Here is a 23,664-nt window from a genome sequence, read left to right on the forward strand (position 1 = left end):
GATTTCCCGGTTGCCTTCGCATTACGATGGCCGGTCACCGCTTCAGGACACCACCGCATGAGTCTGCGCTTCAGACTCACCCTCATCATCGCCTCCCTGATGTCGCTGCTGGTCGTGGCCGACAGCGCGCGCCGGCTGCATGACGCCCACGACGACGCGGTCGCAGAGATCGATTCGGTGGCACGGCTGGCACATGCGCTGCTGCCAAGCCAGCTGTCGCCGCCGCCGCCCGGCCTCGGCGCCGAAGCCCTGCTCGCCCGCATCGAACTGACGCGCGAACTGCGCACGCTGCGCCACCTGACGGTCGAGGTGCGCACGCCGGACGACCGTCTGGTCCAGTCCTCGCGCAGCGGCCCGCCGAAGGAGCCACCGGCGCTGATCGCCTGGCTGGGCGACCGGCTGCGCAGCCTGCCGCCGCTGCGCAAGGACATCCGGGTCGGCAGCACGGTGATCGGCCACTACCTGCTGGTGCCGAACGCCGACGACGAACTGCGCGAAATCTGGAACGACTACATCGAACAGACCATCATGGTCGCGGCCATCGGCGTGATCGCCTGCATCATGGTGTTCTGGGCGGTCGGCCGCGCGCTGCAGCCGCTGGGCCGCGTGATGCGCGCACTGTCCGCCATCGGCGAGGGCCGGCTCGACGCGCGGCTGGACGATGTCGGCCCGGGCGATCTGGCGCCGCTGTCCGCCTCGTTCAACGCGATGGCCGCCACGCTGGAAGCCGCGGTCAGCGAGCGCGCCCGGCTGCTGCGCAAGCTCATCACTCACGAAGAGGAAACCCGGCGTGAGCTGGCGCGCGACCTGCACGACGAACTGAGCCCCTATCTGGTGGCCATCCACCCGCACGCCCGCCTGCTGGCCGCCGCCTGCGCCGACCGTCCCGAACTGGCCGAGCACCGCAGCGCCGCCAGCTGGATGGCGGAGCAGGTCGGCCACCTGCTGCGCCTGGTGCGCAACCTGCTCGAACACCTGCGTCCGCCGGACATCGAGGAACTGGGGCTGGGTCACGCACTGCGCGAACTGGGCACCCAGCGCAGCCGGGCGGCCGATCAGGCCGAGGTGGTGCTGCATCTGGACGAGGACCTCGGCCGGCTGTCGGCGATGCACGACATCACGCTCTACCGCATCGTCCAGGAGTGCCTCACCAACACCGCCAAGCACGCGCGCTGCACCCGCATCGATGTTCGCCTGTCGATCGACGAGGCCGCCGGCCGTGTGGTGCTGGAGGTGCTGGACAACGGCGAACCCACGCCCTTCGTGCCGCCGGAAAGCGGCTTCGGGCTGGTGGGCATGCGTGAACGCGCGCTGGCGCTGGGCGGCGACTGCATCGCCGGTCCGCGCCCGCACGGCGGCTGGGCGGTATCCGCCTGGCTGCCCCTCAAGACATCGGTACAGGAGCCCTGACATGACGCCCAACAATCCCATCCGCGTGCTGCTGGTCGACGATCACGCAGTCGTGCGCGCCGGCTACCGCCGCTTTCTGGAACACAGCCGGGTGATGGAAGTGGTCGGCGAAGCCGGCACGTCCGACGAGGCCTACCAGATGTTCCGGCTGCTCAAGCCGGACGTGGTGGTGATGGACATTTCGCTGCCCGGCGCCAGCGGCATCGAGGCGGCGCGCCGCATGCTGGCGCTCGACGGCCGGGCGCGCGTGCTCATGTTCTCGATGCACGCACAGCCGGCCTTCGCCCGTCAGGCGCTCGAAGCCGGCGCGATCGGCTTCCTGACCAAGGACACCGAGCCGGACGCGCTGGTGCAGGCGGTGCTCGCCGCCGCCCAGGGCCGCCGCACGCTGAGCCCGCGGGTGGCCGAACAGCTGGCGCTGGACAACGTGATGCCGGACGAGAAGCGGCTGGACGTGCTGACGCCGCGCGAATTCGAGATCTGCCGCCTGCTGCTGGCCGGCATGACGGTGGACGAGATCGCCGACGCGCTCAAGCTCAGCCCGAAAACGATTTCCAACCGGATGAGCGAAATCCGCCAGAAGCTGGATGTGCGCAGCGACGTGGAACTGGTGCGTCTGGCCACCGCCGCCGGTCTGGTGCCGTGGGCGGCGCGCCCGGGCGTCGAAGGCGAAGCCGCGGCCTGACCCTCCGGCGGCCACTGCCGCGCCAGCGGCTATCGGAGGTCGCCGTCGGTGACGGCCATCTCCCAGCCCCCACCGAGCGCGAGGAACAGACCCACCTGCTCTTTCGCAACTGCGCTTTCCGAGCGGGCCAGCCGGGCCTCGGCATCGGCCAGCGTGCGTTCGGCGTCCAGACTGGCCAGATAGGGCGTACGCCCGGCCGCGTACAGGCGCGCCTGCTGCTGCCGCGCCGTGTCGGCGGCGTCGCGCGCGGCACGCAGCGCGGCCTGGCTTTCGAGCGCGCGCACATAGCGGGCGAGCGCGGTTTCGGTTTCGCGGATGGCGTTGATCACGACGCCGTCGAAGCGCGCCAGCGCCGCCTCGGCATCGGCTTCGGCCTGCACCACGCGGGCGCGGGCACCGCTGTCCGGAATCGACCAGCTGATCAGCGGCCCCAGCCCCCAGCGCGTGGTACGCCCCTGCCCCAGATGATCGAGCAGACCGGTGAAGCCGACCGAAGCGCCGATCGAAATGTCCGGGTAGAGCGCGGCGGTGGCGACGCCGATCTTCGCGCTGGCAAAGGCGAGCTGGCGCTCCATTTCGCGCACGTCGGGCCGGCGGGCGAGCAGCGCTGCCCCGTCACCGGCCGGTACCGGCGCGCGCAGCTGCGGCACCTGCGCACAGTCGACCTTGCGCGCATCGAAGTCACGCGGCATTTCTCCGAGCAGGGCCGCCAGCCGGTAACGGGCGGCACTGCGTTCGGCTTCGAGCAGCGGCAGTGCCGCACGCAGCGTTTCGGCCTGCGCCTGGGCGCGGGTCACGTCGGTCACCGGGCCGCGGCCGGCATCGGCCAGCCGCTGCACCAGCGCGACGCTGCGCTGCTGCAGCGCCAGCACCCGCTCGCCGACCGCCTGTTCGTGGGTGGCGGCACACAGCTGGACATAGGCCGCCACGGTTTCGGCCACCACGGTGACCCGGGCCGATTCCAGCGCCGCCTGTCCGGCCCCGACGTTCGCGTCGGCCGCCTCTTCGCTGCGCGCGATGCGCCCGAACAGGTCGACCTGATACGACACCTGGACACCCAGATCCGCCAGATTCGCGGCGGCCAGCTTGCGCGGCAGCAGATAGCTTTCGCCGGCGCTCTGCGCGCGGCGGGCCGAGGCGCTGGCGACCGCGTGCGGCCCGGCCAGCGCATCGACCTCGTCGCGCTGGGCCAGCGCCCGCCGCAGGTGGGCGGAGGCGACGCGCAGATCGGTATTCGCCGACAGCGCCTGCCGCACCAGTCCGTCGAGCTGCGGGTCGTCATACAGCGACCACCAGCGCGGCGGCAGCGGCGCGATCGAGGTGGCGCTGCCGTCGACACCGATGAAGGGGGCTGACGCGGCCGGTGACCGGATCGCCGCGTCATCCGGCACCCGGTGATTCGGGCCGACCACGGTACAGGCGGCCAGCAGACTGAACACCGGCAGCAGCGCGAACGTGCGTTTCATGAGCGTGCGCCCTCCCCGCCCGCAGCCACCGGCTGTTCGCGTACTTCCACCGTGGCGGTGCGGCCGGCCACCAGATGCAGGTCGGACGGCGTTTCGTCGAGCGCGATGCGCACCGGAATGCGCTGCGCGAGCCGCACCCAGTTGAAGGCCGGATTCACGTTGGGCAGCAGGCTGGCGCCGCTGCTGCGCTCGCGGTCCTCGATGCCGGCGGCAATGCTCTGCACATGACCGCGGAACACCCGCGACTCACCCATGATGCGGATGTCCACCGGCTGGTTCACGCGCACCCGGTCGAGCTTGGTTTCCTCGAAATAGCCATCGACATGGAAGGACGCCGCATCGACCACCGACAGCACCGCCTGACCGCCGGTCACGTGGTCGCCGGCGCGCGGCAGGTGATCGCTGACCCAGCCATCGACCGGGCTGCGCACCTCGGTGCGTTCGAGATTGAGCCGGGCGATGCCGACCGCCGCCTCGGCCGCCGCCAGCGCCGCTTCGCCCTGCTGCACCCGCGCTTCGGCCGCTTCGCGCGCCTCGGCCGACACCAGTTCGGCCAGTTCGCCGTTGCGGCCGGCCTCGCGCCGCGCCTGTGCGAGCAGCGCCCGCTGCGCCGCCGCCTCCGCCAGGGCCTGGCGCAGCGCCAGTTCATAGCGCGCGCGGTCGATCACGAACAGCAGCTCGCCGCGCTTCACCGGCTGGTTGTCGCGCACCTTCACCGCGGTGATGAGGCCGGACACGTCGGGCGCGATCCGGACCACGTCGGCCCGCACCCGGCCATCGCGGGTCCACGGCGCGCGGGTGTAGTAGGCCCACAGGTGCTGGGCCACCAGCAGCGCGGCCAGCGTGAGGGTCAGCGTCAGGGCCACCGGCCCGAGGCGACGGAGCAGCGGTCGGAAAGCGGTCTTCATGTCATCAGGACTCGGGTCAGCGTTACGGTCGCCCCCAGCACGATCACGTACAGGGCGGCATTGAACAGTGCGCGGTGCCACACCAAGCGGTACAGGCCACAGCGCTCGAAGGCGTGGCGCAGCAGTACGGTCAGCGCATGCGCGATCAGCATCAGCATCAGCAGGCTGGGCACGAACACGCCGTACAGATCGATCTCACCCGGCATGGGCGACCTCCGCGGGCGGCAGCGATGTATCGGGAATGCCCACCGCTGCCGGCGGGCACAGCGTGAGCTTCAGTTCGGTCAGCGCGTGGCGTGCCGCCCGCGCCGCCGGACCGGCGGCCTGCCGCGCCGCATCGAGGGCGGCGTCGAGCGTGGCGTTGATGTCGAATGCGAGCCGAGGGTCGGGCTGGGCAGCGTGCGGGTGATCCGCCAGATGGCGGTAATGCCGTTCCACCGCGGCCAGCACGCGTTCGAGCGCACTCCGGGTCGCGCCATCGAGACGGCGACCGGCGCGCTGCAGGTCGAGCACCGCGAAGCCGGCGCGCAGGTCGGCCAGCCCGTCGGGGGCGGCGTCCGCGCTGCGGGTCGCCAGACGGGTCAGCGTCAGCCCGAGCCGGTCGAACATGCGGGCGGTCAGCGCCGCGTAGTCGCCGTCGTGCCGGCCGGCCGCCTTGTGCGCGAGATCTTCGCGCCCGGCGCGGACGATGCGGCGCAGCGCCAGGTCGACGCCGAACGGGCGGGTGAGCCGTGTCCACACCAGCGCCAGCATCATGCCGGCCACCCCCGCCAGACTGGCATTGATGAAGCCGGCCGCGTCGGTGAGGTAGGCGTGCTGGATGCCGACGAAGGAGGCGGTGTTCACCGCCAGGATGGCGGCCAGCATGCTGTAGCGCGGCTGCGTGCTCAGCGTGCCGATCAGCAGGAACAGCGGCGCGAGCAGCGCGACCAGCGTTTCGAATTCGTGGGCCAGCGGAATGATCAGGAACTGCATGACCGACGCGATCACCATGCCGATCGATCCGGCCAGCAGGAACACGCGCACCAGCGGCGCCGGCTCGTCCTGCGCCGCGAAGAAGCAGCTGGCGATGGCGGTCATGATGACCGCCTGAGCGCCGTCGGCCCAGCCCATCTCCACCCAGCCGATACAGGCCAGAAAGGTGACCAGCGAAGCGGACAGGATGGCGTACAGCATCATGCCGGCGTCGCGGTGGCGGGCCTGCATGGCGGTGCCGGCGCGGCGGTAGGCCGGCTGCCACTGGCGGTTCGGCCGCTCGTCCGCGATCATCCGGCGCAGCGCCAGACAGTCCTGCCACAGCCGGGTCAGCGTGATCAGCCGCGCCCGGGTCTGGTCGACCAGCAGCGCGGACCAGCCCTGTTCGCGCGAGGCCGCCTGCCCGGCCGACTGCAGCTGCGCAACGAGCCGGCCGGCCTCCGCCGGGGCGCGGTCGGTGCGCTGCATCCAGTCGGCGACCTCATCCATCTGCTGCGCCAGATCCGCGGGCACGCCGCCCGGCTGGCGACGCAGTGCGTCGACGGTGGCGGTCAGCGACGACAGCACAGGCAGCAGCATGCTCATGCGGCCGCGCAGTTCGTGCGCGGTGCCGGTCAGCGCTTCGCGCGTGGAATCGTAGGCGAGGTGCGATATGAACTGGTCAAGCGCGAGAATGTCCGCCGCCAGCGCCGGGCGGCCGGAAGCCCTGGCCGGCGCGTGACCGGCGGCCGACCCGAGGGTGTCCGCCGCCCAGTCGGCCGCGTGGGCGAGCCAGTGATCGACCCGCGCGCCCAGCACCGGCGCGACCCGGCCCGGAAAGAACAGCGCCGACACGAGGCTGGCACAGCCGATGCCGATCAGGATTTCCTCGCTGCGCGCGACCGCGAGATCGAATACCGCGAGCGGCGTGTCGACCGCGGGCAGCGCGATCATCGGCAGCGAATAGGCGGCGAGCATGAACACATAGCTGCGCGGCGAGCGGTCGAGCATGGAAAGACCGAGCAGGCTGCCGGTCCATAAAGCGATCACCGCGCTCAGCAGCAGCGGCGCATGGATGAACAGCGGCACGAAGAACACCGCCGCCGCCGCGCCGATCACGGTGCCGGCGGCGCGATAGATCGCCTTCGATCGGGTGGCGCCGCCCAGCGGATGCGCCACCACATACACGGTGGCCATCGCCCAGTAGGGATTCGGCAGTTCGAAGGCGAGCGCGATGTACAGGGCCAGCATGGCGGCGGCAAAGGTCTTGGCCGAGAACAGCCAGTCCCGCCAGCCCGGTAGGGTGAGGCCGCCGCCCATGATTCAGCCCGGACGGCCGGTGTCGGCAGCGGGCGGCACGCCCTGCTGGGCGGCACGCTCGATGGCCTTGAACACGCGCAGCGTGGCGTCCAGATCGGCGGCGTCGATGTCGGCCAGCACGCGCGCCCGCAGATCGACCAGCACCGCCTCGATGCGCAGCGTCAGCGCCCTGCCCGCCTCGGTAAACCACAGGGTCTTGGCGCGACGGTCGGTCGACGATTCCTCCCGCCGCAGCAGCCCGGCCGCTTCGAGCTGGTCGATCACCCGCACCAGCGAAGCGCCCTCGATGCCGATTTCCTTCGCCAGTTCGATCTGGCGTACCCCTTCGCCGAGGCGGCCGATGAACAGCAGCGCGGTGGCGCCGGAGGGTGAGATGCCGTAGGTCCCCATCGCGTTCTGCGCCAGATGCTGCCAGTGGCGGCCGGTCTGCAGCAGCGAACGGGTAAGGCTGAGTCTGAGCTGATCGATCGTATCCATGGCCTCAAGATAGCAACCAACCAATTAATAAGCAAGCTAGTTAATTAATGGATACACATGCTCCGGATGGCTGCCCACACCGGACGTGCAGGCGCGTGGCGGTGAGGTCTCAGCCCGGACGGCGCTGGCGCGCCTGTTCGAACAGGCAGACGGTGGCGGCCATGGCGACGTTGAGCGACTCGGCACTGCCCGGCATCGGAATGATGACCGCGTCGGTCGCCAGCGCCGCCAGCGCCGGCGACAGACCGGCGCCTTCGTTGCCGAACAGCCAGGCCACCGGACCGCGCAGGTCAAGGTCGTACAGCGCCCCGCGCGCATCGAGCCGCGTGGCGACGATGCGGCCCGGGTAGCCAGCCAGCAGCGAGGCCACGTCGCAGTGTTCGCGGATGCGCAGCGAAAAGTGGGCGCCCTGCCCCGAGCGCAGCACCTTGGGGCTCCACGCCTGCGCGCAGCCGGTGGTGAGCAGCACGTCGTGCACGCCGGTCGCCCAGGCCGCACGCAGCAGCGTGCCGAGGTTGCCGGCGTCCTGTACCGCGTCGAGCACCAGACAGTCGCCGCTGACCGCACCTTCCGGCTCAGGCGGCAGATCGACCAGCCCGAGCAGGCCGGCCGGCGTGTCGGTCACGCTCAGTTCATCGAACAGCGCGTCGGCCAGCAGCAGCACCTCCTGCCCGGCCAGCAGCGACGCGATTTCCGGCTGGTGCAGCGCGCGCTCGGCGACCAGCGCCATGCGTGGCCGCGCGCCGGCCTCCAGCGCGCTGCGGAACAGGTGGGCGCCGTCGATCAGCGTCTGCCCGGCTTCGCGCCGCGCGCGTGCGGTGGTGGCCAGCTTGCGCAGCTGCTTGAACTGCGCGTTGTCGCGCGACTGGATGTGTTTCATCCGTTGGCCAGCAGATGGCCCAGCGTGGCAACCGCGATATTGATGAAGCCCAGCGTGGTGTTGAGCGCCACCAGCTTGCGGATCTGGCCGAGCGCAGCCCCGCCGGCCGGCCAGTCGGCCGCGTCCACCGCCCGTTGCAGCCGGCGCCAGGGCGCGAAGAACACGTGCATGAAAATGAGCATCATGACCAGGCCGATGCCGAACATCATGTGCCAGTAGATCGGCGCCGCCTTCATGCCGACCGCCAGCATCATCGCCAGCCCGCTGCCGAGTATGGCCAGCACCGAAACCCAGACCGCCGGAAAGAAGCGCGCGAACACGCCGCGCCACAGCGTGAGCCGCGCCGGCGGTTCGAGCTGGCTGGCGGCCACCGGCCGCAGACAGACATAGGCGAAGAACATGCCGCCGACCCAGACGGTGACGCCGGCGATGTGCAGGAAAAGCATCAGGTAGTGAAGGTTCATGGCAGGGGTCCGCTGACAGGTCGCTCTTCCATCAAGAAAAAGGCCCGCACACCTTGCAGCGTGCGAGCCGGAGTGTACGCGAGCCGGGCTCAGGCCGGCGCGGAGGTGCGGATCAGATAGTCGAAGGCGGAAATCGCGGCCTTCGAGCCCTCGCCCATCGCGATGATGATCTGCTTGTACGGCACGGTGGTCGCGTCACCGGCGCCGAACACGCCGTGGGTGCCGGTTTCGCAGCGCGCGTCGACCGGAATCTCGCCGTACTTCGTGAGCTCGATGCTGCCCTTGAGCCACTCGGTGTTCGGCACCAGACCGATCTGCACGAAAATGCCTTCCAGTTCCACGGTGTGCGATTCGCCGGTGGCGCGGTCGGTGTACTTCAGCGCATTCACCTTGCCATCGGCACCGCCGGTCACTTCGGTGGTCTGGGCCTGCAGGATCACCGTCACATTGGGCAGCGACAGCAGCTTGCGCTGCAGCACCGCGTCGGCGCGCATCTGCTTGTCGAATTCCAGCAGCGTCACGTGACCGACGATGCCGGCCAGATCGATCGCCGCCTCGACGCCGGAGTTGCCGCCGCCGATCACCGCGACACGCTTGCCCTTGAACAGCGGGCCGTCGCAGTGCGGGCAGTAGGCCACGCCCTTGTTGCGGTACTCGCGTTCGCCCGGCACATTCATTTCGCGCCAGCGCGCACCGGTCGCCACAATCACGGCGCGCGACTGCAGCGTGGCGCCATTGGCCAGATGCAGCGTGGCCAGCCCGCCCGGCTGTTCGGCCGGCACCAGCTTCTCTACCCGCTGCAGCGGCATCACGTCGACCTCATAGCTCTTGACGTGCTCTTCCAGCGCCGCGGTCAGCTTGGGGCCTTCGGTTTCCTTGACCGAAATGAAGTTCTCGATGCTCAGCGTGTCCATCAGCTGGCCGCCGAAGCGCTCGGCGACGATGCCGGTACGGATGCCCTTGCGCGCCGCGTAGATGGCGGCCGCCGAGCCGGCCGGGCCGCCGCCCACCACCAGCACGTCGAACGGCGCCCGGGCGCTGATCTTTTCGGCGTCGCGCTTCGCGGCACCGGTATCGACCTTGGACAGGATTTCCTCGATGGTCATGCGGCCGGAGGCGAACAGTTCGCCGTTCAGGAACACCATGGGCACCGCCATCACCTGGCGGTCGTCCACTTCCTTCTGGAACAGCGCACCGTCGATGGTGACCACCTTCACCCGCGGATTCAGCACCGCCATCAGGTTCAGCGCCTGCACCACGTCCGGGCAGTTGTGGCAGGACAGCGACATGAACACTTCGAAGCTGTAGTCGCCGTCGAGCCCGCGGATCTGCTCGATGATGTCGTCGGACACGCGCGGCGGATGGCCGCCGGCCTGCAGCAGCGCCAGCACCAGCGACGTGAATTCATGGCCGAGCGGAATGGCGGCGAAGCGCAGCGACAGCGTGCCGTCCGGACGCTGGATCGCGAACGACGGCGTGCGCGCGCCCGGCGTGTCGTCGGCGCTCACGCTGATCCGGTCCGACAGCGAGGCGATGTCGTTCAGCAGCGCCTGCAGTTCGCGCGACGCGTTCGAGTCGTCCAGCGCGGCCTTCAGTACGATGGGCTGCTGCAGCTTTTCGAGGTAGGCCTTCAACTGGGCCTTGAGGGTGTCGTCCAGCATGATGTGCTCGGCTTTCCAAACGGGTGAAGCAGAAAACGGAACGCCCGGGCCGGGCGCGGTGCGCGATCAGACCCGGGCGTTCCGGCGGTGCGTCACCGGCAGGTGTGAGCCTGCCGGTGTTGCTGCGCAGAGCGTGAAACGCTCTTAGATCTTGCCGACCAGGTCCAGCGACGGGGTCAGGGTCTGCGCGCCTTCCTTCCACTTGGCCGGGCAGACCTGGCCCGGGTTGTTGGCGACGAACTGGGCTGCCTTCAGCTTGCGCAGCGTTTCGTTCATGTCGCGGGCGATCGCGTTGTCGTGGATTTCAGCGGTCTTGATCACGCCTTCCGGGTTGATCACGAAGGTGCCGCGCAGCGCCAGGCCTTCTTCGTCGATGTGCACGCCGAAAGCGCGGGTCAGCTGGTGCGTCGGGTCGCCAACCAGCGGGAACTGTGCCTTGCCGACCGCCGGCGAGGTTTCGTGCCACACCTTGTGCGAGAAATGGGTGTCGGTGGTGACGATGTAGACCTCAGCGCCGGCCTTCTGGAATTCGCCGTAGTTGTTGGCGGCGTCCTCGACTTCGGTCGGGCAGTTGAAGGTGAAGGCGGCCGGCATGAACACCAGGACCGACCACTTGCCCTTGAGGCTCTCTTCGGTGACGGTGATGAACTTGCCGTTGTGGAAAGCGTTGGCCTTGAACGGCTGGACAGCGGTATTGATGATGCTCATCTCAGAGTCCTCTTCTGTTGTGGGTGGAGAAAGCGCGCATGATAGTGCGAATCTGATGCTTTGTTTAGACTTGATCTAAGAAAGTTCATCGGTATCCGGAAAAAGATGCTCGGCCTGCCGCATCAGCGCCACCAATGACAGCATGACCGGCACCTCGACCAGCACCCCGACCACGGTCGCCAGCGCTGCGCCGGAGTGCAGGCCGAACAGCGAAATCGCCACCGCGACCGCCAGTTCGAAGAAATTCGACGTGCCGATCAGGCAGGCCGGTGCGGCAATCGGATACGGCAGCTTCATCCGGCGCGCGATGATGAAGGCGATGGCGAAGATGCCGTAGGTCTGCAGCACCAGCGGCAAGGCGATCAGCGCGATCACGAAGGGCTGGGCCACCAGCGTGGCCGCCTGGAAACCGAACAGCAGCACCACCGTGGCCAGCAGCCCGACGATGGACCAGGGCTTGAGCCGTGCCACGAAGCGCCCGACCACCGCCTCGCCGCCGAGCATCCGGCGCGTGATCACGCCGGCCACCAGCGGCAGCACCACGTACAGAACGGTCGACAGCAGCAGCGTCTGCCAGGGTACGTCGACATCGGTCACGCCCAGCAGGAAGGCGGCGATCGGCGCGAAGGCGAACACCATGACCAGATCGTTCACCGCGACCTGCACCAGCGTGTAATTGGGGTCACCGCGGGTGAGCTGGCTCCACACGAACACCATGGCGGTGCACGGCGCCACGCCGAGCAGGATCATGCCGGCGATGTATTCCGACGCCGACTGCGGATCCACCCAGCCGGCGAACAGGTGATCGAAGAACAGCACGCCGAGCACGGCCATCGTGAAGGGCTTGATCAGCCAGTTCACCGCCAGCGTCAGCACCAGCCCCTGTGGCCGCCGGCCGACTTCGCGTACCGCGGCGAAATCGATCTGGATCATCATCGGATAGATCATCACCCAGATGAGCACTGCCACCACCAGATTCACGTGCGCCAGCTCAAGCCGGGCTACGGCGGTAAAAGCAGCCGGTGCGGCAAGACCCAGCGCCACCCCGGCCGCGATGCTCAGGCCCACCCACAGCGTGAGCCAGCGTTCGAACAGTCCCATGAGGTCCTCAGTGTGCGGAAAGATCCCGCGCGGTCTGCTGCAACGCGAGTGCGTGCAGCCGCTCGTCCGGCATCGCGATGAGGATTTCGAGGCGGCGACGGATCAGCGCAAGCGTGTCACGGAAGGCGGTCAGCCTCGCGGCGTCGCTGCCCGCCACGAGTGACGGATCGGCGTAGCCCCAGTGCGCGGTCGCCGGATGCCCGGGCCACACCGGACAGGTTTCGCCGGCTGCGGCATCGCATACCGTGATCACCAGATCCATCTGCGGTGCGCCCGGCCGCGCGAATTCGTCCCATGCCTTGCTGCGCACGCCGGCGATATCGACGCCCTGCTCCGCCAGCGCCTGCAGCGCGAACGGATTCACCGTGCCGCTGGGCGCACTGCCGGCCGAAAAGGCGCGAAAGCGTCCGCGGCCCAGATGGTTCAGCAAGCATTCGGCGAGCACGCTGCGCGCCGAATTGTGGGTGCACAGAAAGAGCACATTGAGCGGCTGCGTCAACTCAGCAGCACCCGGAGCCCGAACCGCCAGTGCTCTTGATGCCGATGGAAAGCGGCTTGCCACGGGTCACCGGCGCGCTCTGGGCACCCGGCGACTTCGGCGCACAGCAGGCGCTGCCTTCGGCGGCTGTGGTCGCAGCTTCGTTGAACACCGGAATGTTGCCCAGCGTATGGAAATGCTCCCAGGCGATGCCCTGCGGATCGGTCACCCAGTGCTTTTCGCTGCGCGCGTAGCAGCAGGTGGTTTCGCCCTCGTCCAGCAGCGCCATGTCGGCCGCCTCGGCGCGCGACTTCATCGTGGCCAGTTCGGACGGATCGTCGGTCTGTATGCCCAGGTGGTCGATGCCGGCCTTGCTGCCACGGGTGGAGATGGCGAAATTGACCGGCGGATCGTCGAGCATCCACTTCGCGTAGTCGGACTCCGAACGCGCCGGCTGCGCGTCGAACAGGCGGTTGTAGAAGGCGATGCTCTTCGCCAGGTCGTCGACGTGCAGATGGACGTGGAAGCGCTTCATGTGGTGTCTCCGGTCAGCAGTTCGTGCAGGAAGGCGGGGTGACTGCGCAGGCGTCGCCGGCGCAGCAGTTCTCGGTCAGATAGGCCATCAGTGCGCCCATGCGCGCGTAGTCGGCGCGGTAGATCAGGTTGCGGCCGCTGCGCGCCTGCAGCAGCAGGCCGGCGTTGCACAGCTCTTTCAGATGGAAGGACAGCGTGGTCGGTGCGACCGTCAGCGCCTCCCCCAGCCGGCCAGGCGTCATGCCTTCGGGGCCGGCCACCACCAGCGCGCGGAATACCCGCAGCCGGATGTCGTGCGCCAGCGCCCCGAGTGCGCGGATGATGTCCTGTTCTTCCATAATTCAATTATTGTTGAAATGTATTCCGGACGCAAGCGCCGGGAAACTGCGGAAAGCGAAATCGGCTACCCTTGCTCCTGTATTCAGAAGTGAACTTCATATGCGCCGTCGTCTGCTTCCGCTCCCGCTTGTTCTTGTTGTGCTGACGCTGTGCTTCGGTAGCATCCGCGCGGCCGAACCGCCTGCGGTGGCTGCGGCGGCCGATCTCAAGTTCGCGCTGAGCGAAGCGGCCACGCAGTTCGAGCGCGACAGCGGGCAGAAGGTCCGGCTCAGCTTCGGCTCGTCCGGCAATTTCACGCAGCAGATCGAGAACGGTGCGCCGTTCGAACTGTTCCTGTCGGCGGACGAGGCCTTCGTGTTCCGGCTGGCCGACGCGGGCCGCACGCTGGACCGCGGCACGCAGTACGCGATCGGCCGTCTGGTGCTTTTCGTGCCCGAGCGCTCGCCGCTGAAGCCGGACCCGACGCTGGAAGACCTGCGCGCGGCGCTGACCGACGGCCGGCTGCGCCGCTTCGCCATCGCCAACCCGGAACACGCGCCCTACGGCCGCGCCGCCCGTTCGGTGCTGCGGCACGCTGGCCTGTGGACCGCGATCGAGCCGCGTCTGGTGCTGGGCGAGAACGCCGCCCAGGCCATGCAGTTCGCGGCCTCCGGCTCCAGCCAGGGCGGCATCGTGCCGCTGTCGCTGTCGCGTGCACCGGACATCGCCCGTCAGGGACGTTTCGTGCCCCTGCCGGCCGAATGGCATGCCGACGAGCCGCTGCGCCAGCGCATGGTGCTGCTCAAAGGTGCCGGTGCCACCGCGCGCGCCTTTCACGACTGGCTGCGCAGCCCGGCGGGACGCGATCTGCTCGCCCGCCACGGTTTCACGCGGCCTGAAGCGTCCGCGCCCTGATGGACGGGACCGCGATCGCCTTGTCGGCCCGGCTGGCCGGCGTGACGCTGCTAGTGCTGCTGCCGCTGGCGGTGCTGCTGGGCCGCTGGCTGGCGGTCACCCGCACCCGCTTCAAGCCCTGGATCGAAGGCCTGCTGGCGCTGCCGCTGGTGCTGCCACCCACCGTGGTCGGCTACTACCTGCTGGTGGCCATGGGCAACCAGAGCGCGCTCGGCCGTCTGTTCGAGGCGGTGGTCGGCCATGCGCTGGCCTTTAGTTTCGGCGGGCTGGTGTTCGCCTCGGTGCTGGTGAACGTTCCGTTCGCGGTACAGCCGGTGCAGCGCGCCTTCGAATCGATCTCGCCCGATCTGCGCGAAGCGGCGCAATGCTGCGGCCTGACCCGCTGGCAGGCGTTGTGGCGCATCGAACTGCCGCTGGCCTGGCCCGGCCTGCTGTCCGCCGCGGTGCTCACCTTCGCCCACACGCTGGGCGAATTCGGCGTGGTGCTGATGGTGGGCGGCAACATTCCGGGCGAAACCCAGACGGTGGCGATTTCCATCTACGACCGCACCCAGTCCTTCGACCACGCATCGGCTGGCGCCATGGCGGCGCTGCTGCTCGTCATTTCGCTGGTCACGATGGCGGTGAGCTACGGCCTGGTGGAGCGCCTGATGCGCAGGCGGCGCAGCGCATGAGCCTGTCGCTCGACCTGCGCCACGACGGCCCGCCGCTCGACTTCCGCGCCGATCTGCCGCGCGGTCGCATCACCGCCCTGCTCGGCCCGTCGGGCAGCGGCAAGACCTCCATCCTGCGCGCGATCGCCGGCCTGCTGCCGGTGCGCGAAGCCCGCGTCACGCTGGAGAGCGAACACTGGGACGGGGCAGGCGTCCGCCTGCCCACCCGCGCGCGCAGCATCGGTCTGGTGTCCCAGCACTACGCGCTGTTTCCGCACCTGAGCGCGCTCGGCAACGTCGAAATGTCGCTCACCCATCTGCCGGCCGCCGAACGCCGCACCCGCGCGCTCGAAGTGCTGGCGCTGGCCCACGTTGGCGGGCTGGAACACCGGCGGCCGCACGAGCTGTCCGGCGGCCAGAAGCAGCGGGTGGCGCTGGCCCGCGCGATCGCCCGCGCGCCGAGGGTGCTGCTGCTGGACGAACCTTTTTCGGCGGTCGACCGCAGCACCCGCAAGCGCCTCTACCTGGAACTGCGGCGGCTGCACGAACAGCTGCGCAACACCGTCGTGCTGGTGACCCACGATCTGGACGAGGCGGCCCAGCTGGCCGACCACCTGTGTCTGGTGCGGCACGGCCGGCTGCTGCAGGCCGGGCCGGCGGCCGACGTGCTCAACCGGCCGCGCAGCGTGTCCGCCGCGCGGCTGCTCGACATTCCGAACGTGTTCGAGGGCCGGCTGACGCGCGAGGGCGGCGGCGAACGGCTGCTGCACTGGGGTCCGCACCGCCTGCGTGTGGCCGCACTCGATCCGGCGCTGCCGGACGGCCTGCTGCGCTGGGCGGTGCTGCCGTCCAACGTGCTGCTGGCGCACGCCGACCGGGCGTGGAACAGCGATCTGGAAAACGCGGTGCCGGCGCGAGTGCGGGAGGTGGTCGAACTGGGCGGCGAAGCGGTAGTGCGGGTACAGCCCGCCGGGCTGGCCGACGCGCCGCTGCAACTGCGCCTGCCGACCCGCGCGATCCGTCGTCATGCGGTAAGCCGCGACGCCGACGTGACGCTGTGCCTGCGCAGTGCCGACATCGTGCCGCTGTGCGACGATGCCGCCCCATGAACACGCCTTGCACGCCCCACACCCGCTACGCGGACATTCCGGCCTATGTGACCAAGGACGGTTCGATCATCCGCGAACTGATGCACCCGCAGCAGCACGGCGGCCGTGCGCAGAGCCTGGCCGAAGCCACCGTGCCGCCGGGTACCCGCACGCTGCTGCACCGGCATGGATTGACCGAAGAGCTGTACCACGTGACCGCAGGGCGCGGCCTGATGACGCTGAGCGAACGCAGATTCGAGGTCGGGCCGGGCGACACCGTGCTGATTCCGCCGGGCGCGGCGCACTGCATCGAAACGCTGGGTGAGGCGCCGCTGACCCTGCTGTGCTGCTGCAGCCCGGCGTACGCGCACGAGGACACCGAACTGCTGGACGCCGCGCCATGAGCGGCAATCTGTTCGCAGGGCTGCCGTCGGCACCGGAAGCGGACGAACACTTCGAACAACTGCACGCGGGTGCCGGGGTAAGGATCGAGCGCATCGTATCCACCGGCCAGTGCAGCCCGCCCGGCTTCTGGTACGAGCAGCCGGACGACGAATGGGTGGTGCTGCTGTCAGGCAGCGCGCAGCTGAGGCTGGCGGACGAGGCGGCGCCGCGCATGTTGCGCCCGGGCGACTGGGTGTTCATTCCGGCGCGTGCGCGCCATCGGGTGGAGGCCACCGACCCGGAACAGGTGTCGGTCTGGCTGGCCGTGCATCTCCCGGCCGCGACCGTCTGAATCCGCCGCAACCGGGGCCAGCGGAGTCAGTCCGTCTGGCCGAAATCGAGCGCGCACTGAGCAACCGGTGCGAAGCTGCGGCGATGGATGGGCGACGGGCCATGCGCCCGCAGCGCCGCCAGATGTTCGGCAGTCGGATAGCCCTTGTGCTTCGCGATGCCGTACTGCGGATACCGTTCGGCCCACTGCAGCATTTCGTGATCGCGGCCGGTCTTGGCCAGGATGGACGCCGCCGAAATGGCCGCTTCCGACGCGTCGCCGCCGACGATGGCGCGCGCCGGCACGATGAGGCCGGGCGGCACGCGGTTGCCGTCGATCAGCGCCTCGTCCGGCCGCACCGCCAGTCCCTCCACCGCCCGCCGCATCGCGAGAAAAGTGGCGTGCAGGATGTTCAGCCGGTCGATTTCCTCCACCGTCGCGATGCCCACCGCCCACGCCAGCGCCCGCTCGCGTATCAGCGGCGCCAGCGCCTCGCGCTTCTTCTCGGACAGCTTCTTGGAATCGTTCAGCCCGGGTATCGGTCGCGCCGGATCGAGGATGACGGCGGCGGCATAGACCGGACCGCACAGCGGCCCCCTGCCCGCTTCGTCGACGCCGGCCTGCCGCAGCACGGCGCCGCTCATGCCGGCGGCAGATGCGGCAGGATGGCCTGTGCCGCGCGCGCGGCCGTGCCCTGGCGCAGCGTGTGGTGGATGCGCTCGAATTCCTCGATCTGCGCACTGCGCGCGACCGGGTCGCCGAGCAGCGCGTCCAGCGCGTCGGCCAGCTTTTCCGGCGTGGCATCGTGCTGCAGCAGTTCGGGCACCAGAGACCGGCCGGCCAGAATGTTGGGCAGACCCACCCAGGGCTGATAGGCCATGCGCTTCATCAGCAGATAGCTCAGCCGGTGGATGCGATAGGCCACCACATGCGGCGCGCGGCACAGCGCGGCTTCCAGCGTGGCGGTACCGCTGGCGACCAGCGCCACGTCGCAGGCCATCAGCGCGTCACGCGCGTGGCCGAACAGGATGGACAGCGGCAGATCGTTGGCCTGACAGTCCCACAGCGCCTGTTCAAATTGCTGGCGGGTTTCGCGCGTGGTCAGCGGCACCAGGAAGCGCAGGTCCGGATGGCGCCGGTGCAGCAACTGGGCGGCACCGATCCAGGCGTGCGCGTTGTACTGCAGTTCGGACTGGCGGCTGCCCGGCAGCAGCGCAACGATGCGCGCATCGACCGGCAGTGCCAGCCGCTCGCGCGCCGCGAAGCGCTGCGGTTCGGGTGAAATTTCGTCGGCGAAAGGGTGGCCGACATAGCTGACCGGCACGCCGGCCTTTTCGTAGATCGCCGGTTCGAACGGGAACAGGCACAGCATGCGCGACACGCTGCGTGCGATGCCCTTGATCCGCCCGCCGCGCCAGGCCCAGATCGACGGGCTCACGTAGTGGATGGCCGGCACGCCGGCATCCTTGAGGCGCTTTTCCAGCCACAGGCTGAAATCCGGCGCATCGATGCCGATGAAGGCAGCCGGCCTGTCCTTGAGCAGACGGCTGAGCAGGCTGCGGCGTATGCCCGACAGTTCGCGGTAATGCTTCAGCACTTCGAAATAGCCGCGCACCGCCAGCTTTTCCGACGGCCACCAGGCCTTGAAGCCGGCGGCTTCCATGCGCGGGCCGCCGATGCCGACGAAATCGATGTCGGGGCGGACGGCCTGCAGGGCCTTGATCAGATGCGCGGCCAGCTGGTCGCCCGACGCTTCGCCGGCGACCATGGCCACCGTGATGCGGTCGGCCATGTCAGCGGATGATGCCGCGTCCGCCGGCTTCCAGGAAATTGGACAGCAGCGCCACTTCCGGCGTGGTTCTGGCAGCCTCGGCGATGACCGCTTTCGCGTCGTCCAGCTTCAGGCCTTCGCGGTAAAGCGTCTTGTACGCGCGCTTGATCGCCATGATGGCTTCGCTGCTGTAGCCGCGGCGGCGCAGGCCTTCGCTGTTGATGCCGTGCGGCGCCGCCGGCACGCCATTGGCCAGCACGAAGGGCGGCACGTCCTGCAGCACGCTCGAATGCACGCCGCAGAAGCTGTGCGCACCCACGCGCACGAACTGGTGCACGCCGGTGAAGCCGCCAAGGATGGCCCAGTCGCCCACATGGACGTGGCCGGCGAGCGCGGTGTTGTTGGCCATGATGGTGTGACTGCCGACCTGGCAGTCGTGCGCCACGTGAACATAGGCCATCAGCCAGTTGTCGTCGCCCAGGCGGGTGACGCCACCGTCCTGCACGGTGCCGCAGTTCATCGTCACGTATTCGCGCACGGTGTTGCGGTCACCGATGACGAGCTGGGTCGGCTCGTTGGCGTACTTCTTGTCCTGCGGATCGCCGCCGATCGAGCAGAACGGATGGAACACGTTGTCGCTGCCGATGCGGGTATGGCCCTGGATCACCACGTGCGGGTGCACCCGGGTGCCGGCGCCGATCTCTACATTCGGGCCGATCACGCTGTAAGCACCGATCTCGACGCCGTCGGCGATGCGCGCCGCCGGATCGACAATCGCGGTCGGATGAATCTGCGCAGCCATCAGGTCGGGCGCACCGCGCACAGCAGTTCGGTTTCGGCCACCACGCCGCCGTCCACCCGGGCACGGGCCTGGTACTTCCAGATGCCGCGCGAGTGCTTCAGCAGTTCCACTTCCAGAACGAGCTGGTCGCCCGCCATGACCGGCTTCTTGAAGCGGGTGTTGTCCACGCCGCAGAGGTAGTAGACCGAATCGGCGTCCGGCGTCGTGCCCAGCGTCTCGAAAGACAGGATGGCGGCCGTCTGGGCCAGCGCCTCGACGATGAGCACGCCCGGCATGACCGGGTGGTTCGGGAAGTGGCCGGGGAAGAAGGGCTCGTTGATGGTGACGTTCTTCAGCGCGCGGATGTGCTTGCCCGGCTCGACTTCGAGCACGCGGTCGACCAGCAGGAAGGGAAAGCGGTGCGGCAGCGACTTCAGTACCGCGTGGATGTCCATCGATTTCAATTCAGTCTTCCTTGTTGCCTTGCAGCGTTGCAAGTTGTTGCTCGAGCGCCTTGATGCGGTCAGCCATCGAGTCGAGGTGGCGCAGGCGCGAATAGTTGCGCGTCCATTCCCTGTGTTCCATCGACGGCACCGAGCCGGTATAGACACCGGCTTCCGGGATGGACTTGGTGGCGAAGGACACCGCGGACACCACCACGTCGTCCACGATGTCGATGTGGCCCATGATGTTGGCCGAGCCACCGATCATGCAGCGCTTGCCTATGGTGGTGCTGCCGGCGACGCCGGAGCAGGCCGCCATCGCGGTGTGTTCGCCGATGCGCACGTTGTGGGCGATCTGTATGAGGTTGTCGAGCTTCACCCCGTCCTCGATCACCGTGTCTTCGAGCGCGCCGCGGTCCACCGTGGTATTGGCGCCGATCTCGACGTCGTTGCCGATCAGCACGCGGCCGATCTGCGGAATCTTGACCCAGCTGCCGTCGCCCTCGCGTGCGAAACCGAAGCCATCGGCCCCGATCACCGCGCCGGAATGCAGGATGCAGCGCTCGCCCACCACGCAGTGCGGATAGATGACCACGCGCGCATGCAGCCGGCTGCCCGCGCCGATGCGCACGCCCTCACCCACCACCGAACCGGCGCCGACCACCACCTCGGCACCGATGTCGGCGCCCTCGCCCACGACCGCGCCGGCTGCGACATGGGCCGTCGGGTGGATGCGCGCCCCCGGATGCACGCTGGCCATCGGGTCCACGCCGGCCGCAGGCCGCGAGTCCGGATTGAGCAGCTGGGCCACCCGAGCGAAGTACAGATAGGGATTGCGCACCCGGATATGGGTGCGTTCCAGGCCTTCGCCGTCCTTCGGTGGCACGATCACCACCCCGGCCGTGCTGGTGGCCAGCGCGGGGCGGTACTTCGGGTTGGACAGGAAGGAAATGTGGGCCGGGCCGGCGCTGTCCAGCGGTGCGACCTGCTCGACCATCAGGTCGGCGTCGCCATGCAGTTCGCCGCCCAGACGGGCGACGATGTCGCCAAGTCGGGCTGCCATGGATGCCTTACTTGGTTGCGGGAGGGTCCGCGAGCGCTTTCAGCACCTTTTCGGTGATGTCGATGCGCGCGCTGCGATAGACCACTTCCTGGAAGATGATGTCGTACTTCTCGGCCTCGGCGATCACCTTGATCGCCTTGTTCGCCTTGTCCAGCACGCCCGACAGTTCCTCGTTGCGGCGCTGGTTCAGGTCTTCGCGGTATTCGCGTTCCTTGCGCTGCATGTCGCGCGTCAGTTCGCTGAACTCGCGCTCCTTGGCGCGGCGGTCGCTGTCTGACAGCGTGACCGCATTCTTTTCCATGTTCTGCTGCATCGACTGCAGCTGCTTGGCCATGCGCTCCAGTTCCTGGCTGCGCTTCTCGAATTCCTTTTCGAGCTTCTTCTGGGCACGCACGGCCGGCGCCGCCTCGCGCAGGATGCGTTCGGTGTCGACAAAACCGATCTTCACGTCGTTTTCCGCGTGAGCCGGGGCGGCCGCCAGAAGCGCCAGCGAAGACAGTGCGGCAAGAAGTGCGGAGCGTACGGACATACTCGACCTGTTCATTCGGTGCGTGTTGCGATCAGAACACATTACCCATCTGGAACTGGAAGCGCTGCAGACGATCGGTCGGTTCCTTGTTCAGGGGCTGTGCAATGCTGAACTTCAGCGGACCCATGGGTGAACTCCACGCCACGGAAAGGCCGGCACTATAGCGCAAATCGCTGACGCTCAGGCTCTGGCCGTCGGCCCACACGTTGCCGGCATCAAAGAAGGTGCCCAGGCGCAGCGTCTTGTCCTGCCCCATGCCGGGGAAGGGGAACAGCACTTCCGCGTTCATGACCAGCTTGCGGTCGCCGCCGATGGTCGTGCGCAGCAGATTGCCGTTCGCGTCGCGGTCGCGCTGGCCGATCGACGCGGTTTCGAAACCGCGCACCGAACCGATGCCGCCCACGTAGTAGTTCTTGTAGAAGGGCAGCGGCTTGCCGCCATAGCCGCGGCCGTAACCCAGTTCGCCATTCAGCATCAGCACGAAATCGCCCCACAGCGGGAAATACGTCTGGTGCTGGTAAGAGGCCTTCATGTAGCGCAGGTCGCCCGGCGGTACCGACACCTCACCGTTAACCCGCTGGACCGAGCCGCGGGTCGGGTAGATGAAGCTGTCCCGGGTGTCGCGGCCCCAGCCTATGGTGCTCACCAGCGAGGTGTTGGTGTCGCCGAACTCGTTCACGAAGTTCTTGTAGCGCAGCGGGCTGTCGGCAAAGGTGTCGATCGAGGTCTGGTCGACCGCCAGACCGAAGTTGATCCGGTCGTCCTCACGGATCGGGAAGCCCCAGCGCAGACCGGCACCGATGGACGACGTGCGGTAGTTGCCGATGTTCAGACGGGTCGGATCGACGTTGCGCAGATACAGGTCGAAACCGCGGGAAATGCCATCCGGCGTGTAGTACGGGTCGGTGAAGGACAGCGCATAGGTCTTGTTGATGCTGCCGCTGTTCAGACTCAGCGACAGCGACTTGCCGCTGCCGAACAGGTTCTGCTGCGACACCGAGGTCGACAGGATGAGGCTTTCCGAACTGGAGAAACCGGCACCGAACATCAGGTTGCCGGTCGGCTTTTCCTTCACCGTGATGTTCACGTCGACCTGGTCGGTACTGCCGGGCACCGCCGGCGTTTCGATGGTCGCGGCGTCGAAATAGCCCAGGCGGTCAACCCGGGTACGCGAGCGGTTGATCTTCTCGCCGTCGTACCAGGCACCTTCCATCTGGCGGAATTCACGGCGGATCACCTGGTCGGCGGTCTTGCTGTTGCCGACCACGTTGATCCGGCGCACGTAGACACGACGGCCCGGATCGACGAACACGGTGAAGGCCACCGTACGCTTGTCCTTGTCCGGCTCGGGTACCGCATTCACATTGGCGAAGGCATAGCCTTCGTTGGCCAGGCGGTCGTTGATCGCCTTGGTGGTGTCTGTCAGGTTCTTGCGCGAGAACTCTTCGCCGGTCCTGAGCTTGACCAGCTTGCGCAGTTCCGCTTCAGGCAGCAGCAGGTCACCCGACATCTTGACGCCCGAGATGGTGTACTTCTCGCCCTCGGTGATCGAAATGGTGATGTAGATGTCCTGCTTGTCCGGCGTGATCGACACCTGGGTCGAATCGACGTTGAATTCGAGATAGCCGCGGTCCAGATACCAGCTGCGCAGGGTTTCGACGTCGGCGCCGAGCTTCTGCTTCGAGTACTGGTCGTTCTTGGTGTACCAGCTGAGCCAGTTCGGCGTGGTCAGCGTGATCAGCTTGAGCAGATCCTTTTCCTTGAACGCATTGGCGCCCACGATGTTGATCTGGCGGATCTTGGCGACTTCGCCCTCGTCGACCTGGAAGCTGATGGCGACCCGGTTGCGCTCCAGCGGCGTCACCGTGGTCTTGACCTCGACCGAATAGCGGCCGCGCGACAGGTACTGACGCTTCAGTTCCTGCTCGGCGCGTTCGAGCACCGCGCGGTCGAAGATGCGCGATTCGGCCAGACCCACTTCGCGCAGGCCCTTCTTGATCGCTTCCTTGTCGAACTCCTTCATGCCGGTGAAGTCGAGCGAGGCGATGGCCGGTCGCTCTTCGATCACCACCACCAGCACGTCGCCTTCGGCCTCGATGCGCACGTCCTTGAAGAAGCCGGTGGCGAACAGCGCCTTGATCGCCTGGGCCGCCTTCTCGTCGTTGAAGCTTTCGCCGACGCGGACCGGCAGGTAGTTGAACACCGTACCCGCTTCGGTGCGCTGGATGCCTTCGACCCGGATGTCGCGGACGACGAAAGGTTCGAACGCGTAGGCATGAGCGGACAGCAGGCCCGCAGTCAGTGCGGGCAGGAGAAACTTGCGCATCGGGGAATTCAGCCGG

Annotated in this window: 27 protein-coding genes; 7 read left to right on the forward strand and 20 right to left on the reverse strand. The window is 68.2% G+C overall.

What is annotated here, in order from left to right; genetic code table 11:
* The first annotated feature begins 57 nt into the window (after positions 1 to 57).
* Both METUNV1_RS06185 and METUNV1_RS06190 read left to right on the forward strand, forming a co-directional pair.
* Positions 58 to 1,410: a sensor histidine kinase gene (locus tag METUNV1_RS06185; protein ID WP_008059903.1), complete on the forward strand. Its 1,353-nt coding sequence runs from the start codon at positions 58 to 60 to the stop codon at positions 1,408 to 1,410.
* 1 nt (position 1,411) lies between these two features.
* Positions 1,412 to 2,095, forward strand: a complete 684-nt coding sequence (locus METUNV1_RS06190; RefSeq protein WP_008059904.1) for a response regulator — start codon at positions 1,412 to 1,414, stop codon at positions 2,093 to 2,095.
* Between the two features lie 29 nt (positions 2,096 to 2,124).
* Here METUNV1_RS06190 and METUNV1_RS06195 read toward each other — a convergent pair whose 3' ends face one another.
* The 13 genes from METUNV1_RS06195 to METUNV1_RS06255 form a co-directional block, all read right to left on the reverse strand.
* A complete protein-coding gene (locus METUNV1_RS06195; RefSeq protein ID WP_008059905.1) occupies positions 2,125 to 3,561 on the reverse strand; it encodes an efflux transporter outer membrane subunit in 1,437 nt (478 codons plus the stop codon).
* A complete protein-coding gene (locus METUNV1_RS06200; RefSeq protein WP_008059914.1) occupies positions 3,558 to 4,469 on the reverse strand; it encodes an efflux RND transporter periplasmic adaptor subunit in 912 nt (303 codons plus the stop codon). Before METUNV1_RS06200 ends, METUNV1_RS06195 begins: the two co-directional genes overlap by 4 nt.
* Positions 4,466 to 4,675, reverse strand: coding sequence for a DUF1656 domain-containing protein (locus tag METUNV1_RS06205; RefSeq protein WP_008059916.1), 210 nt, complete (start codon positions 4,673 to 4,675; stop codon positions 4,466 to 4,468). The genes METUNV1_RS06200 and METUNV1_RS06205 overlap by 4 nt, the downstream gene beginning before the upstream one ends.
* The gene (locus METUNV1_RS06210; RefSeq protein WP_008059917.1) at positions 4,665 to 6,743 is read right to left on the reverse strand and encodes an FUSC family protein; all 2,079 of its coding nucleotides are present in this window, start codon (positions 6,741 to 6,743) and stop codon (positions 4,665 to 4,667) included. The genes METUNV1_RS06205 and METUNV1_RS06210 overlap by 11 nt, the downstream gene beginning before the upstream one ends.
* Positions 6,744 to 6,746: 3 nt before the next feature.
* On the reverse strand, positions 6,747 to 7,220 hold the full coding sequence (locus tag METUNV1_RS06215) for a MarR family winged helix-turn-helix transcriptional regulator (protein ID WP_018229319.1): 474 nt from the start codon (positions 7,218 to 7,220) through the stop codon (positions 6,747 to 6,749).
* A 109-nt stretch (positions 7,221 to 7,329) separates the two neighbouring features.
* Positions 7,330 to 8,100, reverse strand: coding sequence for a TrmH family RNA methyltransferase (locus tag METUNV1_RS06220; RefSeq protein ID WP_008059920.1), 771 nt, complete (start codon positions 8,098 to 8,100; stop codon positions 7,330 to 7,332).
* Positions 8,097 to 8,564, reverse strand: coding sequence for a CopD family protein (locus METUNV1_RS06225; protein ID WP_008059922.1), 468 nt, complete (start codon positions 8,562 to 8,564; stop codon positions 8,097 to 8,099). The genes METUNV1_RS06220 and METUNV1_RS06225 overlap by 4 nt, the downstream gene beginning before the upstream one ends.
* 89 nt (positions 8,565 to 8,653) lie before the next feature.
* Complete coding sequence (gene ahpF, locus METUNV1_RS06230) at positions 8,654 to 10,225, reverse strand: alkyl hydroperoxide reductase subunit F (protein ID WP_008059923.1); 1,572 nt, start codon at positions 10,223 to 10,225, stop codon at positions 8,654 to 8,656.
* Between the two features lie 144 nt (positions 10,226 to 10,369).
* Positions 10,370 to 10,933 carry an alkyl hydroperoxide reductase subunit C gene (ahpC, locus tag METUNV1_RS06235; protein WP_008059925.1) on the reverse strand — a complete coding sequence of 188 codons (564 nt, stop codon included), beginning with the start codon at positions 10,931 to 10,933 and terminating at the stop codon, positions 10,370 to 10,372.
* 75 nt (positions 10,934 to 11,008) lie between these two features.
* On the reverse strand, positions 11,009 to 12,034 hold the full coding sequence (gene arsB / locus METUNV1_RS06240; RefSeq protein WP_008059927.1) for an ACR3 family arsenite efflux transporter: 1,026 nt from the start codon (positions 12,032 to 12,034) through the stop codon (positions 11,009 to 11,011).
* Positions 12,035 to 12,041: 7 nt separating this feature from the next.
* Positions 12,042 to 12,533 carry an arsenate reductase ArsC gene (locus METUNV1_RS06245; RefSeq protein WP_008059929.1) on the reverse strand — a complete coding sequence of 164 codons (492 nt, stop codon included), beginning with the start codon at positions 12,531 to 12,533 and terminating at the stop codon, positions 12,042 to 12,044.
* Position 12,534: 1 nt separating this feature from the next.
* The gene (locus METUNV1_RS06250) at positions 12,535 to 13,047 is read right to left on the reverse strand and encodes an ArsI/CadI family heavy metal resistance metalloenzyme (protein ID WP_008059930.1); all 513 of its coding nucleotides are present in this window, start codon (positions 13,045 to 13,047) and stop codon (positions 12,535 to 12,537) included.
* Positions 13,048 to 13,060: 13 nt separating this feature from the next.
* Positions 13,061 to 13,384 (reverse strand): ArsR/SmtB family transcription factor, encoded by a 324-nt coding sequence (locus METUNV1_RS06255; RefSeq protein WP_008059934.1) that lies wholly within the window; start codon positions 13,382 to 13,384, stop codon positions 13,061 to 13,063.
* A 139-nt stretch (positions 13,385 to 13,523) separates the two neighbouring features.
* Here METUNV1_RS06255 and modA point away from each other — a divergent pair, with 139 nt between their 5' ends.
* Genes modA through METUNV1_RS06280 form a run of 5 tightly spaced genes read left to right on the forward strand, consistent with a single transcriptional unit; the run spans position 13,524 to position 16,756 of the window.
* Positions 13,524 to 14,279 (forward strand): molybdate ABC transporter substrate-binding protein, encoded by a 756-nt coding sequence (gene modA, locus METUNV1_RS06260; RefSeq protein ID WP_232416243.1) that lies wholly within the window; start codon positions 13,524 to 13,526, stop codon positions 14,277 to 14,279.
* Positions 14,279 to 14,953: a molybdate ABC transporter permease subunit gene (gene modB / locus METUNV1_RS06265; RefSeq protein WP_008059938.1), complete on the forward strand. Its 675-nt coding sequence runs from the start codon at positions 14,279 to 14,281 to the stop codon at positions 14,951 to 14,953. Before modA ends, modB begins: the two co-directional genes overlap by 1 nt.
* Positions 14,950 to 16,041, forward strand: coding sequence for an ABC transporter ATP-binding protein (locus tag METUNV1_RS06270; protein ID WP_008059944.1), 1,092 nt, complete (start codon positions 14,950 to 14,952; stop codon positions 16,039 to 16,041). Before modB ends, METUNV1_RS06270 begins: the two co-directional genes overlap by 4 nt.
* Positions 16,038 to 16,424, forward strand: a complete 387-nt coding sequence (locus METUNV1_RS06275; protein ID WP_008059945.1) for a cupin domain-containing protein — start codon at positions 16,038 to 16,040, stop codon at positions 16,422 to 16,424. The genes METUNV1_RS06270 and METUNV1_RS06275 overlap by 4 nt, the downstream gene beginning before the upstream one ends.
* Complete coding sequence (locus METUNV1_RS06280) at positions 16,421 to 16,756, forward strand: cupin domain-containing protein (protein ID WP_008059946.1); 336 nt, start codon at positions 16,421 to 16,423, stop codon at positions 16,754 to 16,756. Before METUNV1_RS06275 ends, METUNV1_RS06280 begins: the two co-directional genes overlap by 4 nt.
* A 26-nt stretch (positions 16,757 to 16,782) precedes the next feature.
* Here the strand turns inward: METUNV1_RS06280 and rnhB are convergent, their stop codons facing one another.
* The 7 genes from rnhB to bamA are packed head-to-tail and all read right to left on the reverse strand — an operon-like array spanning position 16,783 to position 23,648.
* On the reverse strand, positions 16,783 to 17,379 hold the full coding sequence (gene rnhB, locus METUNV1_RS06285; RefSeq protein ID WP_008059950.1) for a ribonuclease HII: 597 nt from the start codon (positions 17,377 to 17,379) through the stop codon (positions 16,783 to 16,785).
* The gene (gene lpxB / locus METUNV1_RS06290) at positions 17,376 to 18,527 is read right to left on the reverse strand and encodes a lipid-A-disaccharide synthase (RefSeq protein ID WP_008059951.1); all 1,152 of its coding nucleotides are present in this window, start codon (positions 18,525 to 18,527) and stop codon (positions 17,376 to 17,378) included. Before lpxB ends, rnhB begins: the two co-directional genes overlap by 4 nt.
* Before the next feature lies 1 nt (position 18,528).
* Positions 18,529 to 19,308, reverse strand: a complete 780-nt coding sequence (gene lpxA, locus METUNV1_RS06295) for an acyl-ACP--UDP-N-acetylglucosamine O-acyltransferase (protein ID WP_008059953.1) — start codon at positions 19,306 to 19,308, stop codon at positions 18,529 to 18,531.
* On the reverse strand, positions 19,308 to 19,742 hold the full coding sequence (gene fabZ / locus METUNV1_RS06300) for a 3-hydroxyacyl-ACP dehydratase FabZ (RefSeq protein ID WP_008059955.1): 435 nt from the start codon (positions 19,740 to 19,742) through the stop codon (positions 19,308 to 19,310). Before fabZ ends, lpxA begins: the two co-directional genes overlap by 1 nt.
* 10 nt (positions 19,743 to 19,752) lie before the next feature.
* Positions 19,753 to 20,793 (reverse strand): UDP-3-O-(3-hydroxymyristoyl)glucosamine N-acyltransferase, encoded by a 1,041-nt coding sequence (gene lpxD / locus METUNV1_RS06305; protein WP_008059960.1) that lies wholly within the window; start codon positions 20,791 to 20,793, stop codon positions 19,753 to 19,755.
* Positions 20,794 to 20,800: 7 nt separating this feature from the next.
* Complete coding sequence (locus METUNV1_RS06310) at positions 20,801 to 21,322, reverse strand: OmpH/Skp family outer membrane protein (RefSeq protein WP_008059962.1); 522 nt, start codon at positions 21,320 to 21,322, stop codon at positions 20,801 to 20,803.
* Between the two features lie 31 nt (positions 21,323 to 21,353).
* A complete protein-coding gene (bamA, locus tag METUNV1_RS06315) occupies positions 21,354 to 23,648 on the reverse strand; it encodes an outer membrane protein assembly factor BamA (protein WP_008059964.1) in 2,295 nt (764 codons plus the stop codon).
* Positions 23,649 to 23,664: the final 16 nt, after the last annotated feature.

Origin of the sequence: Methyloversatilis universalis FAM5 (assembly GCF_000214035.2) — a bacterium.
Taxonomy (GTDB): Bacteria; Pseudomonadota; Gammaproteobacteria; order Burkholderiales; family Rhodocyclaceae; genus Methyloversatilis; species Methyloversatilis universalis.

Bases quoted from the DNA above. Each gene is read 5' to 3' on its own strand.
- METUNV1_RS06205 (WP_008059916.1), bottom strand. From the start codon at position 4,675: ATGCCGGGTGAGATCGATCTGTACGGCGTGTTCGTGCCCAGCCTGCTG.
- METUNV1_RS06280 (WP_008059946.1), top strand. From the start codon at position 16,421: ATGAGCGGCAATCTGTTCGCAGGGCTGCCGTCGGCACCGGAAGCGGAC.
- METUNV1_RS06220 (WP_008059920.1), bottom strand. From the start codon at position 8,100: ATGAAACACATCCAGTCGCGCGACAACGCGCAGTTCAAGCAGCTGCGC.
- rnhB (WP_008059950.1), bottom strand. From the start codon at position 17,379: ATGAGCGGCGCCGTGCTGCGGCAGGCCGGCGTCGACGAAGCGGGCAGG.
- METUNV1_RS06225 (WP_008059922.1), bottom strand. From the start codon at position 8,564: ATGAACCTTCACTACCTGATGCTTTTCCTGCACATCGCCGGCGTCACC.
- METUNV1_RS06190 (WP_008059904.1), top strand. From the start codon at position 1,412: ATGACGCCCAACAATCCCATCCGCGTGCTGCTGGTCGACGATCACGCA.
- METUNV1_RS06215 (WP_018229319.1), bottom strand. From the start codon at position 7,220: ATGGATACGATCGATCAGCTCAGACTCAGCCTTACCCGTTCGCTGCTG.
- modB (WP_008059938.1), top strand. From the start codon at position 14,279: ATGGACGGGACCGCGATCGCCTTGTCGGCCCGGCTGGCCGGCGTGACG.
- bamA (WP_008059964.1), bottom strand. From the start codon at position 23,648: ATGCGCAAGTTTCTCCTGCCCGCACTGACTGCGGGCCTGCTGTCCGCT.
- METUNV1_RS06255 (WP_008059934.1), bottom strand. From the start codon at position 13,384: ATGGAAGAACAGGACATCATCCGCGCACTCGGGGCGCTGGCGCACGAC.
- lpxD (WP_008059960.1), bottom strand. From the start codon at position 20,793: ATGGCAGCCCGACTTGGCGACATCGTCGCCCGTCTGGGCGGCGAACTG.
- METUNV1_RS06200 (WP_008059914.1), bottom strand. From the start codon at position 4,469: ATGAAGACCGCTTTCCGACCGCTGCTCCGTCGCCTCGGGCCGGTGGCC.
- lpxB (WP_008059951.1), bottom strand. From the start codon at position 18,527: ATGGCCGACCGCATCACGGTGGCCATGGTCGCCGGCGAAGCGTCGGGC.
- METUNV1_RS06210 (WP_008059917.1), bottom strand. From the start codon at position 6,743: ATGGGCGGCGGCCTCACCCTACCGGGCTGGCGGGACTGGCTGTTCTCG.
- fabZ (WP_008059955.1), bottom strand. From the start codon at position 19,742: ATGGACATCCACGCGGTACTGAAGTCGCTGCCGCACCGCTTTCCCTTC.
- METUNV1_RS06195 (WP_008059905.1), bottom strand. From the start codon at position 3,561: ATGAAACGCACGTTCGCGCTGCTGCCGGTGTTCAGTCTGCTGGCCGCC.
- METUNV1_RS06275 (WP_008059945.1), top strand. From the start codon at position 16,038: ATGAACACGCCTTGCACGCCCCACACCCGCTACGCGGACATTCCGGCC.
- METUNV1_RS06270 (WP_008059944.1), top strand. From the start codon at position 14,950: ATGAGCCTGTCGCTCGACCTGCGCCACGACGGCCCGCCGCTCGACTTC.
- METUNV1_RS06185 (WP_008059903.1), top strand. From the start codon at position 58: ATGAGTCTGCGCTTCAGACTCACCCTCATCATCGCCTCCCTGATGTCG.
- arsB (WP_008059927.1), bottom strand. From the start codon at position 12,034: ATGGGACTGTTCGAACGCTGGCTCACGCTGTGGGTGGGCCTGAGCATC.
- ahpC (WP_008059925.1), bottom strand. From the start codon at position 10,933: ATGAGCATCATCAATACCGCTGTCCAGCCGTTCAAGGCCAACGCTTTC.
- METUNV1_RS06310 (WP_008059962.1), bottom strand. From the start codon at position 21,322: ATGTCCGTACGCTCCGCACTTCTTGCCGCACTGTCTTCGCTGGCGCTT.
- ahpF (WP_008059923.1), bottom strand. From the start codon at position 10,225: ATGCTGGACGACACCCTCAAGGCCCAGTTGAAGGCCTACCTCGAAAAG.
- METUNV1_RS06250 (WP_008059930.1), bottom strand. From the start codon at position 13,047: ATGAAGCGCTTCCACGTCCATCTGCACGTCGACGACCTGGCGAAGAGC.
- lpxA (WP_008059953.1), bottom strand. From the start codon at position 19,308: ATGGCTGCGCAGATTCATCCGACCGCGATTGTCGATCCGGCGGCGCGC.